This is a genomic window from Mesorhizobium sp. M1A.F.Ca.IN.022.07.1.1, from assembly GCF_003997575.1.
Lineage (GTDB): Bacteria > Pseudomonadota > Alphaproteobacteria > Rhizobiales > Rhizobiaceae > Mesorhizobium.
Genome location: NZ_RZST01000106.1, coordinates 1 through 16,552, shown reverse-complemented (window position 1 = coordinate 16,552; position 16,552 = coordinate 1). Strand labels below are relative to the sequence as shown.

The 16,552-nt window shown below is 64.5% G+C and carries 14 protein-coding genes and 1 pseudogene; 5 read left to right on the top strand and 10 right to left on the bottom strand.

What is annotated here, in order from left to right:
• From EOA75_RS35040 to EOA75_RS14395, 3 genes and pseudogenes are all read right to left on the bottom strand, one after another.
• Positions 1–556, bottom strand: a pseudogene (locus tag EOA75_RS35040) (hypothetical protein); the annotation flags it as partial.
• The gene (locus EOA75_RS14400) at positions 553–1,926 is read right to left on the bottom strand and encodes an aspartate aminotransferase family protein (protein WP_095825756.1); all 1,374 of its coding nucleotides are present in this window, start codon (positions 1,924–1,926) and stop codon (positions 553–555) included. The pseudogene EOA75_RS35040 and the gene EOA75_RS14400, both read right to left, overlap by 4 nt.
• A 14-nt stretch (positions 1,927–1,940) precedes the next feature.
• Positions 1,941–2,780 (bottom strand): GNAT family N-acetyltransferase, encoded by an 840-nt coding sequence (locus EOA75_RS14395; RefSeq protein WP_127324508.1) that lies wholly within the window; start codon positions 2,778–2,780, stop codon positions 1,941–1,943.
• 319 nt (positions 2,781–3,099) lie between these two features.
• On the opposite strand from EOA75_RS14395, the gene EOA75_RS14390 reads away from it, so the two are divergent.
• Positions 3,100–3,768, top strand: a complete 669-nt coding sequence (locus EOA75_RS14390; RefSeq protein ID WP_127324506.1) for a haloacid dehalogenase type II — start codon at positions 3,100–3,102, stop codon at positions 3,766–3,768.
• 16 nt (positions 3,769–3,784) lie between these two features.
• Positions 3,785–5,059 (top strand): FAD-binding oxidoreductase, encoded by a 1,275-nt coding sequence (locus tag EOA75_RS14385; protein WP_067327467.1) that lies wholly within the window; start codon positions 3,785–3,787, stop codon positions 5,057–5,059.
• Positions 5,060–5,072: 13 nt separating this feature from the next.
• On the opposite strand, the gene EOA75_RS14380 is transcribed toward EOA75_RS14385, so the two are convergent.
• The 6 genes from EOA75_RS14380 to argE all read right to left on the bottom strand — a co-directional run bounded on the left by EOA75_RS14380 (position 5,073) and on the right by argE (position 11,653).
• Positions 5,073–6,530 (bottom strand): NAD-dependent succinate-semialdehyde dehydrogenase, encoded by a 1,458-nt coding sequence (locus EOA75_RS14380; RefSeq protein ID WP_127324505.1) that lies wholly within the window; start codon positions 6,528–6,530, stop codon positions 5,073–5,075.
• Between the two features lie 18 nt (positions 6,531–6,548).
• The gene (locus tag EOA75_RS14375; protein WP_127324504.1) at positions 6,549–7,592 is read right to left on the bottom strand and encodes a tartrate dehydrogenase; all 1,044 of its coding nucleotides are present in this window, start codon (positions 7,590–7,592) and stop codon (positions 6,549–6,551) included.
• A 10-nt stretch (positions 7,593–7,602) separates the two neighbouring features.
• Positions 7,603–9,066, bottom strand: coding sequence for an aldehyde dehydrogenase (locus EOA75_RS14370; protein ID WP_127324503.1), 1,464 nt, complete (start codon positions 9,064–9,066; stop codon positions 7,603–7,605).
• A gap of 148 nt (positions 9,067–9,214) precedes the next feature.
• Complete coding sequence (locus EOA75_RS14365) at positions 9,215–9,568, bottom strand: cupin domain-containing protein (protein ID WP_067328000.1); 354 nt, start codon at positions 9,566–9,568, stop codon at positions 9,215–9,217.
• A gap of 23 nt (positions 9,569–9,591) precedes the next feature.
• Positions 9,592–10,515, bottom strand: coding sequence for a glyoxylate/hydroxypyruvate reductase A (locus EOA75_RS14360; protein ID WP_127324502.1), 924 nt, complete (start codon positions 10,513–10,515; stop codon positions 9,592–9,594).
• Positions 10,516–10,528: 13 nt separating this feature from the next.
• The gene (gene argE / locus EOA75_RS14355) at positions 10,529–11,653 is read right to left on the bottom strand and encodes an acetylornithine deacetylase (RefSeq protein WP_127324501.1); all 1,125 of its coding nucleotides are present in this window, start codon (positions 11,651–11,653) and stop codon (positions 10,529–10,531) included.
• A 234-nt stretch (positions 11,654–11,887) separates the two neighbouring features.
• Between argE and EOA75_RS14350 the strand changes: the two genes are divergently transcribed.
• Positions 11,888–12,790 (top strand): GNAT family N-acetyltransferase, encoded by a 903-nt coding sequence (locus tag EOA75_RS14350; RefSeq protein ID WP_127324507.1) that lies wholly within the window; start codon positions 11,888–11,890, stop codon positions 12,788–12,790.
• 52 nt (positions 12,791–12,842) lie between these two features.
• Here the strand turns inward: EOA75_RS14350 and EOA75_RS14345 are convergent, their stop codons facing one another.
• Positions 12,843–13,736, bottom strand: coding sequence for a LysR substrate-binding domain-containing protein (locus EOA75_RS14345; protein WP_066989425.1), 894 nt, complete (start codon positions 13,734–13,736; stop codon positions 12,843–12,845).
• A 167-nt stretch (positions 13,737–13,903) separates the two neighbouring features.
• On the opposite strand from EOA75_RS14345, the gene EOA75_RS14340 reads away from it, so the two are divergent.
• Positions 13,904–15,304, top strand: coding sequence for an MmgE/PrpD family protein (locus EOA75_RS14340; RefSeq protein WP_127324500.1), 1,401 nt, complete (start codon positions 13,904–13,906; stop codon positions 15,302–15,304).
• A complete protein-coding gene (locus EOA75_RS14335; protein ID WP_127217458.1) occupies positions 15,294–16,535 on the top strand; it encodes an FAD-dependent oxidoreductase in 1,242 nt (413 codons plus the stop codon). Before EOA75_RS14340 ends, EOA75_RS14335 begins: the two co-directional genes overlap by 11 nt.
• Positions 16,536–16,552 lie beyond the last annotated feature (17 nt).

Sequence of the window (16,552 nt, the reverse complement as noted above, 5' to 3'; positions counted from 1 at the left end):
CTACATGCCCGATGCCAATCTGTTCCCCGACGATCTCGTACGTGTCTACACGGTCATCGCACCGCGGCTCGGCCGGCAGGCCGAGCCGCGGTGCGATGACCGTGTAGACACGTACGAGATCGTCGGGGAACAGATTGGCATCGGGCATGTAGCGGGCCTGCCGGTAAAGGGCCAGCGCTTCTTCGCCGTCGATTGAGACACCGGCCTCCGCAGCGATCTCGGCCAGGCAGGTCGTTATGCCGCCTTCGAAGTCGATCAGCGTGCCGACCACATCGAAGGTCATGTATTTGAATTCGCTAAAGCCCCTGGCCAAGACTGGCTCTCCTCTGCGCGCGGCCGAATTACTGATGCTGAACAGAACAAAATTCCGTGCTGTCCCGGGCGTCGGCCTTTTTTCAAAAGCCCGGAAATCCGGGCTTTCTGGCCTTGTCTTAAAAAGCAGTCTGGCACTTCCCCCGCGCTGGATTCGCCGAAAAGGCGCGAGGTAGCGGCACAAAATTGCGAAATCGTCTGCCGCGGCGATATTTCGAGATGCCAAAAATGCGTCGCCCTTCATGCAAGCGCCCGGCGGACATCGGCGTCGTCCAGCGTCTGGTCCAGCGTGCGGCGCGTGCGCTCGATGATCGCATCGATGTCGCCGTCGGTGCAGCAGAGCGGCGGGGCGTAGCCGAGAACCCCATGCGCGAAGGCGCGGATGATCAGGCCGTTGTCCCAGGCCCTGTCGAAGACGCGCCGCGCCGGCATGGCCGAGGCTGGAAGCGGCGTTTTCTTCTTTTTGTCGACCACCAGTTCGATCGCGGCGAGCATGCCGCGACCCCGCACATCGCCGACCAATGGATGGTCGCTTAAGGCAGACAGGCCCGCTATCAAGCGCGCGCCCGCCCTGGCGCCGTTCTCCAGAAGGCCTTCCTCATAGAGCTTCAGCACCTCGAGCGCGACGGCGGCGCTGACCGGATGGGCGGAATAGGTGTAGCCGTGGCCGACGGCCGAGGCGCCTGCGCCATCGGCGATGACGTTATAGACATGATCGGCCATCAAGACAGCGCCCATAGGGACATAGCCTGAGGTCAGGCCCTTCGCGGTGGTCATGAAGTCGGGAACGATATCCTCCTCCGTGCAGGCAAACAGGGGGCCGGTGCGGCCGAAACCGGTGATCACCTCGTCGGCGATGAAGAGGATGCCGTATTCACGGCAGAGCTCGCGCATCGCCTTGATCCAGCCTTTCGGCGGGACGATAACGCCACCCGAGCCCTGGATCGGCTCGGCGTAGAAGGCGGCGACCCGCTCCGGCCCGACCTCCTCGATCTTCGCCTTCAGCGCGGCGAGCGATGCGGCGATGATCGCGTTCGGGTCATCGCCAACCGGATTGCGATAGGGATAGGGCGAGGGGATCTTGTGCTGCCATTCGAACGGAATGCCGAAACCGGCATGAAAGGCGGGCAGGGCGGTCAGGCCCGCGCCGACCACCGACGATCCGTGATAACCCTGCTCAATGGAAATAAACTGGTCGCGTTCAGGCTCGCCTCTGGCATTCCAGTAGTAGCGGACGAACCGGATCGTGCTGTCGACCGCGTCCGATCCCCCGAGAGTGAAATAGACGTGATTGAGATCCCCGGGCGCCCGGTCGGCCAGCTCCGAGGCGAGCCGGATGGCGGGCTCCGAGCCGAGATCGAAATAGGCGGTGGCGTAGGGCAACTCGCGCATCTGCCGGGCCGCCGCCTCGACGATGCTGTCGTGACCATAGCCGGCATTGACGCACCACAGTCCGGCGAAGCCGTCGAGAAGTTGCCGGCCGGACGCATCGGTCACGGTAGCACCCTTCGCCGATTTCAGCACCCGCACGCCGAGCGCCTCATGGCCGCGATATGAGGCGACCGGATGGATGAGATGGGCGCGGTCGAGTTCGATCAGGGAATTGGCGAGCATTGTTGTCCTCCGGACTATCCGAGCGCCTGGTTGGCGAGGGCGTAAACTTTTGGCCTGGCCTGTTCGGCCCCATTCTTGGCCGGACGGTCCATAGCGACGCCGCCCCCGACATGAGCAAGGCCGATTTCTCCGAGCCAGCCGGCGATGCGGGTCCTGCTTTCGGTATCCACGCGCAGGAAAGCGCCAGGGCGAGACGCGGCGAAAAAGCTGATCAGGGCCTTGGCGTCGTCTGCATTTCCCGCGATGACGGGGCCGATCACCTCGCCGCGTCCGAACGGGCGGATTGCGGCATAGGCCGCGATGACGCCACTGCGGCGGATGACTGCGAATTCACCCCGCTCGGCCAGCGCATCGATCAAAGCTTCTCGGTCGGCGCCGTAGGCGTCACGGTCCAGGGCCTTGATTTTCCGCAGGTCGTGGGTGCCCGCGGCTTCCACACCGCCGGGAGCCTCAAGCGCTGCCACCTGGCCCTGATGCTGAAGAATCGTGCCCGAGGGCACGAAGCCAAGCTTCTCATAAAGGGGCATGCCGTCGGTCGTGGCGACGAGCCGCAGCGGACGGTCGCCGGCAAGGGCGATGGCCCGTTCCATGAGCCGGCGCCCGAGCCCTTTGCCTCGCGCGTTCCTGTCGACGATCACCATGTTGATCATGGCGCAATCGGCACCGTAAGCCGTTACCAGGATTGTCCCTGCGACCCGGCCCTGGTCGTCGAGCGCAACCGCGCCGCTCGAAAGCTGCAGCGCCATCTGCCAATCCTGCGGGCGATGCGGCCAATTCTCCTGCCGAGATAGCCCGACTGCACCCTCGATATGATCCGGCCCGAAGTCCTGGAGTTCGATCTCGCCTTGCTGCATGATGCACCTTTCAGTCTGACCCCAAGTCTCGATCATCAGTGCGCCCCAGATCGTCTGAAGGTCTCGACTACGGCGGTATCATTCGCCGTTGCTGAGGGGGTGCGCCGCATCTTGTGCTGGCCCCTATGGAACTGGATGCGTTTAGCGCCTCGACCGGCGGCATCCTTCGACGCTCAAGATGCTACAGCGTGCCAAACGGAACCGCGGATACGGAACTTTCTGCTTTCGGCAGCCGCTTTTCGGTCAAGTGGGTCGCTTCCTGCCGGCCTATGATGAAAGATGTCCCAACACGGATGTGCTTCCACGGAGATCGACGGATATGGCTTCTTTTAGGCCCAAATACATCACCTTCGACTGCTACGGCACGTTGACCAATTTCCAGATGGCCGAGGCGGCGCGTGACCTCTATGGCAGCCAGCTCGACGAGCCGCGCATGCAGGCGTTCATTAAGAACTTCGCGGCTTACCGGCTCGACGAGATCCTGGGCGACTGGAAGCCCTATGCCGACGTCGTCCACAACGCGCTCGAGCGCGCCTGCAAGCGCAACGGCGTCTCCTTCAGCCCGGACGACGCCACGATGGTCTATGAGCGTGTCCCGACCTGGGGGCCCCACGCGGACGTTCCAGCCGGCCTGGCGAAGGTTGCCAAGGAGATTCCGCTGGTCATCCTCTCCAACGCCATGAACGCGCAGATCATGTCCAATGTCGAGAAGCTCGGCGCGCCATTCCATGCCGTCTACACGGCCGAACAGGCGCAGGCCTACAAGCCACGCTTCAAGGCTTTCGAATACATGTTCGATAGGCTGGGCTGTGGTCCGGAGGATGTTCTTCACTGCTCGTCCTCCTTCCGCTACGACCTGATGTCGGCGCATGATCTCGGGATCAAGAACAAGGTCTGGGTCAATCGCGGCCACGAGCCGGCCAACCCCTATTACGGCTATGTCGAGATCGCCGACATTTCCGGTCTTCCGGGCGTGGTCGGGCTTTGAAACTGACGGATTGCAAATGAAGCTGGTCTCCTACTGGCACGACACCGCTCCAGTTTTTTCCGGCGGGGCGCAAGGCCCGGTCGAGGGACACTACGACGCCGCCATCATCGGCGGCGGCTTCACCGGCCTCGCCGCCGCCCGCCAACTGGCGAAGGCCGGCGCCAAGGTGGCGGTGCTGGAAGCAGAGCGGGTCGGCTGGGGTGCGTCGGGACGCAATGGCGGGCACCTGAACAACGGCCTCGCCCACAGCTATCTTTCGGCCAAGGCGGAACTCGGCAAGGAGCGCGCGATCGCGCTCTACCGGGCGCTGGACGATTCCGTCGACACGATCGAGGCGCTGGTCGCCGAGGAGGGTATCGACTGCAACTTCCGCCGCTCCGGCAAGCTGAAGCTCGCCTCCAAGCCGCAGCATTTCGAAGCGATCGCCCGTAACTTCGAGGCCGTCCATGCCGAGGTGGATCCGGATACGGCGCTGCTGTCGCCGAACGATCTCAAATCCGAGATCGGCTCGCCCTTCCATGGCGCGATGCTGTCGAAGAAGAGCGCCATGATGCATATGGGCCGCTACGTGGCCGGGCTGGCGACGGCCGCGGTTCGCCATGGCGCCGTCATCCACGAGAATGCGGCGGTGACGGATCATAGGCAGTCGGGCACGCGGCATCAGCTGACCACCTCCCGCGGCCGCATCAGCGCCGACAATGTGCTGGTGGCGACCGGCGCCTACACCACGCCGAATTTCGGCTATTTTCGCCGCAGGATCATTTCCGTCGGCAGCTTCATCATCGCCACGCGACCGCTGAGCGACGCCGAGATCGCCGCGACCATGCCCGGCAACCGGACATGCGTGACCTCGATGAACATCGGCAACTACTTCCGGCTTGCGCCGGACAAGCGCCTGATCTTTGGTGGCCGCGCACGCTTCTCGGCGACATCGGACCAGCGCTCCGATGCCAAGAGCGGACAGATATTGCGGGCAAGCCTCGCGGCGATCTTCCCGCAGCTCGCCAGGGTCGAGATCGATTATTGCTGGGGCGGGCTGGTCGACATGACCAAGGACCGCTTCCCGCGGGCCGGCTATCATGACGGGGTCTGGTACGCGATGGGCTATTCCGGCCACGGCGCGCAGCTTTCCACCCATCTGGGGATGATCATGGCCGATGCCATGCTTGGTCGCGCGGACCGCAATCCGATGAAGGGGCTCGAGTGGCCCGCCATTCCCGGCTATTCCGGCAAGCCCTGGTTCCTGCCGATGGTCGGTCTCTACTACAAGGCGCTCGACCGGATCCAGTGATCGGGGCTGGGGTTTAACCCAGCCCGCCCATGTGGAAGCTCTTCAGTTCCAGATATTCCTCGATGCCGGCCTGCGCGCCCTCGCGCCCGAGGCCGGACTGCTTGACGCCGCCGAAGGGGGCTATCTCCATCGAAACCGAGCCGGTGTTCAGACCCACCATGCCGAACTCCAGCGCCTCGCCGACGCGCCAGGCGCGCTTCAGGTTCTCGGTGTAAAAGTAGGAGGCAAGCCCGTAAGGTGTGCCGTTGGCAAGCGCGACCGCTTCCTCTTCCGTCTCGAAACGGAAAAGCGGTGCGACCGGACCGAAAGTCTCCTCGCTGGCGAGTTCCATTTCGTTTGTCGCACCGGCCAGCACCAGCGGGGCGACATATTGAGGACCCTCCGGCAGCACCGGCTTCTCGGTGACGATCGTCGCGCCTTTGGCAAGCGCGTCCTCGACGTGCCGATTGATTTTCTCGACCGCCGCCATGTTGATCATTGGGCCGATGGCGACACCGGGCTGCGTGCCCGGTCCCACCGTCAACGCATTGACGCGGGCGCTGAGCTTGGCGGAGAAGGCGTCATAGACTCCGGCCTGGACGAGAATGCGGTTGGCGCACACGCAGGTCTGGCCGCCATTGCGGAACTTCGACGCCAGCGCCCCCTCGACGGCGAGGTCGAGGTCGGCGTCGTCGAAGACGATGAAGGGCGCGTTGCCGCCGAGCTCGAGGCTGAGCCTTTTCACGCTGTCGGCCGCTCCGCGCATCAGCAGCGAGCCGACCCTGGTCGAACCGGTGAAGGAGATCTTGCGCACGGTCTCATTCGCCATGATCTCGTTGCCGATCTCGGCCGGCATGCCGGTGACGATGTTGATGACGCCGGCGGGAATACCCGCGCGTTCGGCGAGCACGCCGAGCGCCAACGCCGAATAGGGCGTGAACTCGGAGGGCTTGATCACCACCGTGCAGCCGGCGGCCAGCGCCGGCGCAACCTTGCGGGTGATCATCGCATTGGGAAAGTTCCAAGGCGTGATGATGCCGCACACGCCGACGGGTTCCTTCAGGACGATGATGCGGCGGTCTGATGTAGGCGAGGGGATGGTGTGGCCATTGATCCGGCGCGCCTCCTCGGCGAACCATTTGACGAAGGACGCTCCGTAGCGGATCTCGCCTTTGGCTTCGTCCAGCGGCTTGCCCTGTTCCGTGGTCAGGATCAGCGCGAGATCGTCCAGATGCTTAAGCATCAGACCATGCCAGGCCTCCAGCAGGGCGGCGCGTTCGGCGTGGGTCTTCTTTTTCCAATCCCGATAGGCGGAAGCCGCGGCCTCTATGGCCGCGCGGGCCTCCGGGCCGGCCATGTCGGGCACTGTGCCGATTGATATCTGTGTTGCCGGATCGATCACATCGACCGTTCTGCCGGAACCTGCCGCGACCCATCTGCCGCCGATCAGGCCGGCCTCGCGGAAGAGGCTTTTGTCTTTCAGGCTTTTCATGGAGAACGACCTCGCAAATCAGGTGAGCGCCGCGACAACGGCGGATGTGATGGCGTCCGTACGATCTTTGCCGGCCGTGGTTCCCACCCCTCCCGCCGTTGTCGCTTCGATCGCGTTCATGACGCCGCCGGCTGCGTCCTTTTCGCCCAGATGGTCGAGCATCATTGCGCCCGACCATATGGCGGCGATCGGGTTGGCGATGCCGAGGTGGGCGATGTCGGGCGCGGAGCCGTGCACGGGCTCGAACATGGACGGCGCCGAGCGGTCGGGGTTGATGTTGGCGGAAGCCGCGTAGCCGAGCCCGCCCTGGATCGCCGCGCCGATATCCGTCAGTATGTCGCCGAAGAGATTGGAAGCGACGACCACGTCGAGGCTCTGCGGATCCATGATCATGCGCGCAGCGAGCGCGTCGACGTGATAGCTGGTCACGTCGACGTCCGGATAGTCGGCGGCCAGCTTGCGCGTGATCTCGTCCCAGAACACCATTGAATATTTCTGCGCGTTGGACTTGGTGACGGAAGCCAGCCTGCCACGCCGCGCCCGTGCCTGCTCGAAGCCGAAGCGCAGGATGCGCTCGACACCGGCCCGGGTGAAGATCGAGGTTTCCACCGCGACCTCGTCCAGCGTGCCTTGATGCACACGCCCGCCGGCGCCGGAATATTCGCCTTCGGTGTTTTCGCGGATGCACAGAATATCGAAGCTCTCGGCCCGCAGCGGCCCCCTCACACCAGGCAGCAGCCGGTGCGGCCGGATATTGGCGTATTGCACGAATGCCTTGCGGATCGGCAGCAGCAGCCCGTGGAGAGAAACGGAATCAGGCACCTGCGTCGGCCAGCCGACGGCCCCGAGCAGGATGGCGTCGAAGCGGCGCAATGTCTCGATGCCGTCCTCGGGCATCATGCGGCCGGTTTCCTTGAAGAAACGACAGGACCATGGAAACTCGGTCCCAGTCAGGGCAAAGCCGGAGTGCTTGGCCACGGTTTCCAGCACCGTCCAGGCGGCGGCGGTCACATCGCGACCGATGCCATCACCGGGGATCAGGGCGATCGAGTAGGTCTTCATCGGCATCTCTTCACAGGCTGATCAGGACGCTCTTGGTCCTGCGGTTGGCGAGATAGGCCTCGCGGCCAAGGTCCTTGCCGATGCCGGAGCGCTTGTAGCCACCGGTCGGCAGGATGTGGTCGCGCGAGCGGCTGTAGCGGTTGACCCACACGGTGCCCGCTTCCAGCTTGCGCGCGAGACGGATTGTGCGAGACAGATCGGCGGTGAACAGGCCGGAAGCCAGTCCGTAGGTCGGATGGCTGGACAGCGCCAGCGCCTCGTCTTCGGCCTCGAAGGTCTGGACCGTCAGGACCGGGCCGAAGATTTCCTCGACGATCGCCGGATTGACCTGGTCGACATTGGCGATCAGCGTCGGTTCGTAGAAATAGCCGGGGCTGTCCATAAAGGTGCCGCCGGTCAGGCATTCGCCGCCGCCCTCGACCGCGGCCCGCACGATGGCGTCGACACGTCCCCGCTGCCGTTCCGATATGATCGGCGAATACTGCGTCGTCTCGTCCCAGGTCGGGCCGGGCTTCACCGCCTTCATCTTTTCCAGAATCGAGGCCGTCAGCTTGCCGGCCACACTCTTCTCGACGATCAGGCGCGTGCCGGCCACGCAGGCCTGGCCGGCATTGAAGGTGACGCTGCCGGCGATTGCGGCCGCCGCCTTGTCGAGATCGGCATCGGCAAAGACGAGCTGCGGGCTCTTGCCGCCGAGCTCCAGCGTCATAGGCTTGACGCCGGTGCGGGCGACGTTCTCCATGATCGCCGAGCCGGCGCGGGTCGAACCGGTGAAGCTGACCTTGGCGATCTCGGGATGGCCGGTCAACGCCGTGCCGGTCGTGGGACCGTCGCCGAGCACCACGTTGACAAGTCCTGCCGGCAGGCCGGCTCTGACGGCGAGCTGCGCCAAATAGACGGTCGAGAACGGCGTCATTTCCGAAGGCTTCAGCACGACTGCATTGCCCGCAGCCAGCGCCGGGCCGAGTTTCCAGCCGGCCATCGAGATCGGAAAATTCCAGGGCGTGATCGCGGCCACGACGCCATAGGGTTCGCTCATGATCATGCCGAAACTGGCGTCGTCGGTCGGCGCGAGTTCGCTGCCTTCCTTATCGGCGAACTCGGCAAAGAAGCGGATCTGCTCGGCGGTCACGGCGATGTCGCCGGCGGCGAGCTGGCCCACGGGCCGGGTCGAGGACAGCGCCTCGATCCTGGCGAGCGTTTCGGCTTCCGCTTCCATCAAATCGGCCCAGGCGTGGAGCGCCCTGGTGCGCTCGCGCGGCCGGACGCCGCCCCAGTTGCTGGCTTTCAGCGCCGCTTTGGCACTTTCCACCGCCCGGTTCACCAAGTCCGCACCGGCCACGGGGCAGGCGGCATAGGACTTGCCGTCGGACGGACGGCGCATCTCGATCGCACCCTCGGCCGAAATCAGCTCTCCATCGATGAAGTGGCCGACGGGAAGCGAGATTGTATCGGGATCGAAGCTCAGGCTCATGGGCAACCACTCGGTAGCATCGGCCTCAGCCTAGCCCGTGCCGACACGCAGCATGCGCTGTTCGGCGATCCGCCGCCGACGAATGTTGCGTGCTGGGGACAAGAGACGGCAAAATCTTCCGCTCGGTCAGGGCCTGCGCGGGCGCTCGCTAGCCCACTGTGACGTAGATCTTGCGCACGGTCTCGATGGTCTTCCAAACACCCGTGAAGCCCGGCTTCATGACGAAGCTGTCGCCGGCCCGGTAGGTCACCGTTTCGCCGGCGTCGGGCGTGATTTCGACCACGCCGGCGAGGATATGGCAGAACTCGAAGGTTTCCCCCTTGATCGAGCGCGTTTCGCCGGGCGTGGCCTCCCAGACGCCGGTATGGACAAGGTCGTCCTTGGCCACGTCCTGCGCCCAGGTTTTGAAGGCGGGATTGCCGGCAATGAGCCGCTCCGGCAGCGCGGTCGATTCGCGGGGCGAAAAGCTCGGGTTGATATCGATGGACTTGAGCAAGGACAAAGGATGGCCTTTCCAGTTGAGTTTCAATAACCGCGCGACCGGTCGACGAGCCCGATGGGATCGAGCCCGGCGCGGTGGCGCTTGATGTTGTCGATGACGGCCTGGGCGGCGGTCACGGGTTGGGTCACGCTGGCTATGTGCGGAGTGAGGATGATCTTCGGATGCGACCAGAACGGATGTCCCGCGGGCAGCGGTTCGGGATCGGTCACGTCGATCATCGCCGACGACAAATGGCCGCTATCGAGCGCGGCGACAAGCGCTTCGTGATCGAGCTGCGGGCCTCGACCCGTATGAACGAGAGCCGCCCCGTCAGGCAGTTTCGCGAACAGGCCGGCGTTCAGAAATCCGCGCGTCTCCTCGGTCAGTGGCAGCAGGCAGATCAGTATGTCACTGGCCGCCAGCATCTGCTCCAGCCCAAGCTCGCCATGATAACAGGTCACCCCTTCGAGCCGCCGCGGGGAGCGGCTCCATCCGGAGAGCTGGAAGCCGAAAGGTTTCAGCCGGTCGAGGACGGCTTGGCCAAGCTGTCCGAGGCCGAGCACGCCGATCCGGCGCGACGCGGCTTGAGGCTGAGGGATGTCGCGCCATTCTCCGGCGCGCTGCTGCGCCAGATAGGCCGGCAAGTTGCGGTGGAGCGCAAGCACGGCGAGCGTCACATACTCCTGCATCATGCGCACGATGCCCTCCTCGACCATGCGCACGATCTTCACCGGCGCGGGCACCGCGTCGAAGCGGAACTGATCGACGCCGGCGCCGATGGAGAACAGGATTTCGAGGTTGGTGTAGCGGTCGAGGTTCTCCGGCACCGTCCAGGTGATCAGGTAGCGCACTGCGTCGGGATCGACCGTAGCGGCATCGATCGTGAAGGGGAGGTCCGGCAACTCCTTAGCGAAGGCCTCGGCGAAGATCGCGCCACGCCGCGCGTCGGAATTGAAGAGGAATGTCATTCCGGCTGCTCCTTCAGGCCGCGCATCGCGCGCCCAGCGCCTCGATCATCTGCTGGCAGGCGGCGAGCTCGCTGGCGAGAATATATTCGTCCGGCTTGTGGGCGCGCCCGATATCGCCGGGGCCGCAGATGATCGCATCGAGCCCGGAGCCTTGGTAAAGTCCGGCCTCCGTCCCGTAGCTGACGGCGGCTAAAGGCGCTTCGCCGGTCAATTCGCGCAGCAGTCCCGCCAGAGCCGAGTCTTGCGGCAGCGACAGCGCCGGATAGGCGCTAATCGGCTTCCATTCAACAACATAGCCTTGAGCGGCAAGAGCTTCAGCCCGCGCCTTGACCGGGGTGAGCAAGCCAGCCGGTTCGATGCCCGGTATTGCGCGCGCCTCCAGGTCGAGCGTGCAGCTGTCGGGGATGATGTTGACCGACTGGCCGCCTGCGATCACACCGGCCTGCAGCGAGGAATAGGCCGGCTCAAAGGTTGGGTCGGACGCGCCATGCATCAGCCGCTCCGCTCCACTCACGGCGGCGCTCAGCACATCGGACATCGCATGGATGGCGTTAAGCCCAAGATCCGGTCGCGAGGAGTGGCCGGAGCGGCCGCTGATGATTACGCGGGCGGCCGCCTTGCCCTTGTGGCCGCGCACGGCGCGCATGCCGCTCGGCTCGCCGACGATGACGCCGAGCGGCTTGGCGCAAAGCTCGGGCAGCCCGGCGATCAAATGCGGCACGCCCCGGCACCCGATCTCCTCGTCATAGGAGAAGGCGAGGTGGATCGGTCTGGCGAGGCGCAGCCGCACAAGCGCAGGCACGGCGGCGAGCGCGGCGGCGAGAAACCCCTTCATGTCGGTGGTGCCGCGTCCGTAGAGCCGTTCGCTCTCCCGGCGCAGCGAAAAAGGGGCCGAACTCCATTGCGGCTCGCCGGCGGGGACGACGTCCATATGGCCGGATAGGATGTAGCCCGGAACCTCGGCCGGGCCGATGGTGGCGAAAAGATTGAAACGGTCGCCCTCTGGCCCTGGGAGCAGGGTGACCTTCGCGCCTTGTTCGGCGAGATGAGCCTCGATCCAGCCGGCAATGTCGCCGTTGGGCTTGCCGGCGACCGACGGAAAGGCGACGAGACGGTCGAGGATGTCGAAGACGTCCATTGCAGCCCTCAAGGCATTTAGGGTTCGCCGGCATCGATGCCGCATGCTGGCGAATTTCCGCAGAGGATGGGTGCGTTGCCACGCGATTGCATGCCGAAAGCGGAAGTGTTTCAGTTGAATCTTGCGTTGGTGCACGGCTTTCGAGCAAATCCTGTGGGGTTTGCTTGTCTAGCGTTGGCGGGCACGGGTCAGCGGTCTGCTCGCCCGTTGATTTTTGAGGGTTCTTTCAGGGCCATGGAAGTTAAGCCGTCCGAAAGCTTGAAAATCGATGCCTTCTCGATGCGTATCGGCGACGTCCAAGATGTCGACCTGGAGAGGTTGCACGCGCTCTCGCTGTCGGTGGGATGGCCGCATCGCGCCGAGGACTGGCAATTCCTGCGTGAATCGGGCCAAGGCTTCGTGGCGCTCGATGAGATCGGCCGGGCTCTCGGTTCGGCCATGTGGTTCCCGCATGGCGCCAATTTCGCCACCGTGGGGATGGTCATCACCTCGCCGCGGCTTCAGACGCAGGGGGCGGCGCAATGGCTAATGAAGCGGATCTTCGAAAGGATTCCCGGGCGCGATCTGCGCCTCAACGCAACCCGTGCTGCGCGGCGGCTTTATCTCTCTCTCGACTTCCAGCCGGAGAAGACCGTCTATCAATGCCAGGGCATCGCGCGCGTGCCGACAGCGGGCCGGCCGACGGAAGGGCGCGGCAACGTCCGGACCTTGGACGCGGGTGATATTGCGGCGGCGATCGCCCTGGACGCGGCGGGATTTGGCGTGAGGCGGACAGCGCTCATTGAAAAGCTCTTCGAGCATTCGGCCGGCTATGGCCTTTTCGACGGGAACAAGCTGACCGCTTTTGCCCTCTGCCGACCGTTCGGGCGGGGCCATGTCATAGGGCCGGTCGTGGCGGGAAGCGACCCCGACGCCCTTGCGGTCGTCCGGCCGCACGTGGCCTACCATTCGGGATATTTCCTCAGGATCGACACGCACATGGACAATGGCCAGTTCGCCGCCTTCCTGTCGCATAGCGGAATGCCGGTCTTCGATACGGTGCTGACCATGTCGAAGGGCAAATGCCTTGGCGATTTCTCCGACGGCGGCTCGGCTAGGCCGAAGACCTATGCCTTAGCAAGTCAGACCCTCGGATAGTTGTCTTCGGATTGCTTCCTTCCCCCGGACGGATGGCTGCCGAGCCGTCAGCCTAAACGGTTTCTACATGGGCGTTGGCTCGTTCCATGATCCACCCTCTGACGGTCCTCACCACGCTGCCTTTCGAAAGCTGGCTCTCCGAAAGATAATAGGTCCATGGACTGGCGGCCCGCACGGGGAAAGGCTCCACCAGAAGCCCGCGGCTGATATAGGTTCTCGCCAGCGAATATTGCGTGGCGACGCAGCCCGCGCCCATTGCCGCCAGTTCCAGCGCAATGTTCGAGGCGTTCGTGGTAATGCCTTTCTCATAATCCGAAATGTCGATCTGCAGCGCGTCGCCCATGCATTGCCAATATTCTTGGCGGCCATGGACGAAGATCCAGTCGACATTGAGGATATCGCGCGGCGAGCGCAGCCCTTTCGGGCCGGACAGCAGGCCGGGTGCGCAGAGGATGGCGAGCTGGTCGTTCCACAGCGGAACGCCACTCGGCGGGCGGTCGTCGAAGCGGCGGGTCGAGATGGTGATGTCGGCGATCTGCTCGCTGAGGTCTTCCCAGATCGTGCCGTGCAGAACGACCTCGATCTCCGGATGGATTTGCCGGAACGCCGCCATGCAGCCGGCCAGCCAGTTTTCGGCCAGGCTCATTGGGCAGGAGATGACGACCGTCCTGTTGCGCGAGGAGGCGACGATCGCCTCCGTGGCGTGATCGATCTGGTCGAGCGCCTGCCGCAGCGTAGGCAGGAAGGCCTCGCCCATTTCGGTCAGCTTCAGGCTGCGCGGATAGCGCACGAAGAGCTGCCGGCCAAGATAGTGTTCCAGCCCCCGCACATGATTGCTGACCGCCGCCTGGGTGTAGCCGAGCTCGCTGGCAGCGAGGGTGAAGCTGAGATGCCGCGCCGAACACTCGAACGAGCGGATATAGTTCAGTGGGGGTGGCGGCTTCATGCGATCGCTCCTTGGCGAAGCGAAAACTAGACCGGCTTCGTTGGCCTCCGCAATCGCCTTGACCCCGATTTTTTTGTGCGATGGCGCCAAACTAATTACGTGCCTGGCCCATGAGACCAAATTATTCGTAGTTATCTTGGAGCGATCGGGACGCGAAAGGTGGCGCCATGGACCAGCGGACGACGGAAGGTGAGTCTGCTTCCACCGTATTTGCCCGTGTTGCCGACTTCGTGCTGCGCAGGTCGGCCGGCGCGTTCCCGCGCGACGTTCTGAAATCGGCAGCCCTCCAGTTCCTCGACACGATGGGCATTGCCATCGCCGCCGGCCCGATGCAGGCCGGACAAATCGCGCGCGATGCCGCGGTCATGCTCTACGGTTCCGGCGCCGACCGGCACGCGGCGAGGATGATCTTCGACGGCAGGCGCGCCAGCATGGCCGGCGCCGCCTTCGCGGCGGCGACCCAGACCGACAATCTCGACGGCCATGACGGTTACCCGCCGACCAAGGGGCACATCGGCGTGGCGGTTATCCCGGCGCTGCTTGCGCTCGCAGAAGAAAAGCCTGAGTTGACCGGCCCCGAGGCGCTGGCCGCGATCGTCGTCGGCTATGAGATCGCGGGGCGGGCCGGCATTGCGCTGCACGCAACCGTCTCCGATTATCACACCTCCGGCGCGTGGAATTCTCTTGGCGTGGCGGCGGTCGCGGCCCGCCTGCTTTCGCTTGACGACGATCAACTGCGCCATGCTTTCGGCATCGCCGAGTATCACGGACCGCGCAGCCAGATGATGCGCGAGATCGCAACGCCGACCATGCTGCATGACGGCTCAGGCATGGGGGCGCTGGTCGGCCTGTCGGCCGCCGTGCTTGCCGAAGCCGGTTTCGCCGGCGCGCCGGCGATCACGGTCGAGGCGCCGGAGGTCGCGGCACATTGGGATGACCTCGGCCTGTTCTGGCAGATGACCCGGCAATACATAAAACCGTATCCGGTCTGCCGCTGGGCCCACGCGGCGATCGACGCGACGCGCGCGCTTTGCCTGCAGCATGGGCTTCGGCCGGAAGACATACGCAAAGTCCATGTCAACAGCTTCCACTATGCGGCGACGCTGTTTGCCGGCATGCCGGACACGACATCAAAGGCGCAGTACAGCCTGCCCTTCGCCGTGGCCACGATGATCCACTATGGTCGAATCGGCGTGGAGCACATTTCGGGCTCGGGTCTGCGCGATGCCGCCGTCGCGGATTTGCTGAAGCGCGTCGAGGTGAACGAGGCGGCGAAGCACAGCGACCGTTTCCCCGCCGGGCGCTGGGCCGACGTGCAGATCGAGACGGTTGACGGCCGGCAGCTGGAGTCCGGAGATGTCCACGCACGCGGCGGCCCCGAAGCCCCGTTCAGCGAAGACGATATCGTCGCCAAGTACATGGAGTTTGCGTCGCCCGTTCTCGGCTCGACCAGGGCCGCCGCGATCCGGGACGGTATTCTCGGCCTGACCGACGCCGACCACCGGTTTTCCGAGGTGACCGCTCTGGTCTACGATCCTCCTGGCGGCCAGGGCAGCCATGCCGCTTAGGCTTCTCAAATACGGGCTTAGCCGCGACTATCCGGTGACGGGCGACATTCCTGCGACGCCTGAGCTGAAGCCGTCCTATGACGTGGTCATCGTCGGTGGCGGCGGGCATGGCTTGGCCTGCGCGCATTATCTGTCGAAATACCATGGTATCGCCAGCATCGCGGTGCTCGAAAAAGGCTATCTGGCCGGCGGCAATACCGCACGCAACACCACGACGATCCGCTCCAATTACATCACCCAGGAAGGCGTCGCCTTCTACAAGGAAGGCGTTTCGCTCTTCGAAGCGCTGTCGCAGGAACTCGACTTCAACGTCATGTTCTCGCAGCGCGGCCAGCTGACGCTCGCACACACGGAAGCGACGCTGCGCGCCTTCCATCTGCGCGCCGAGATGGGCAAGCATATGGGCACGCGCACCGAGGTGATCGACGCAAAAGAGGTCGAGAAGCTGGTGCCCGAACTCAACATGGATCGCGACGGTGCGCTCGAGATCCTCGGCGGCCTCTGGCATGCCGATGCCGGCACGGCCCGCCACGATGCGGTTGCCTGGGGCTTCGCGGCGCAGGCCTCGCGCCGCGGCGCCGAAATCCACCAGCGCACCGAAGTTCAAGGTTTTGAGGTCGAGAACGGCCAGGTGCGCGCTGTGGTGACGAACCGCGGACGGGTCGCCTGCGGCTCCGTGCTCATCGCCGCCGGCGGCATGAACTACGATGTTGCGATGATGGCCGGCGTGGAACTGCCGATCCGCTGCTACCCCTTGCAGGCAATGGTGACGCAGCCGCTGAAGCCCTGGCTGCACACGCTGGTCTCGTCCGTATCGCTGCACACCTATCTGGTGCAATCCTCGCGCGGCGAGATCGTCATCGGTGGCGGCTCGGATCCGTACCAGCTCTATTCGACCCGCTCGACGCTGGACATGAAGGAGCATCTGGCGGAAGGCGCCGTGCATCTCTTTCCCTTCCTGCAAGGTGTGCGGGTGCTGCGGCAATGGGCCGGCATCACCGACATGACGCCGGACTACAGCCCGATCATGGGCGCCAGCCCTCTCGCGAATCTGTGGCTCGATTGCGGCTGGGGCACCTGGGGCTTCAAGGCGACTGCGGTCGCCGGCAAGCGCATGGCGGAAACCATCGCCAGGGGCCGGGTTCCCGACCTGCTGAAGCCGTTTGCGCTGGAGCGCTTCGAGAAGTTCCGACTGCTCAACGAAATGGGCGCCACGGCGGCGAGCCACTGACCATGAAGCTGCTTGAC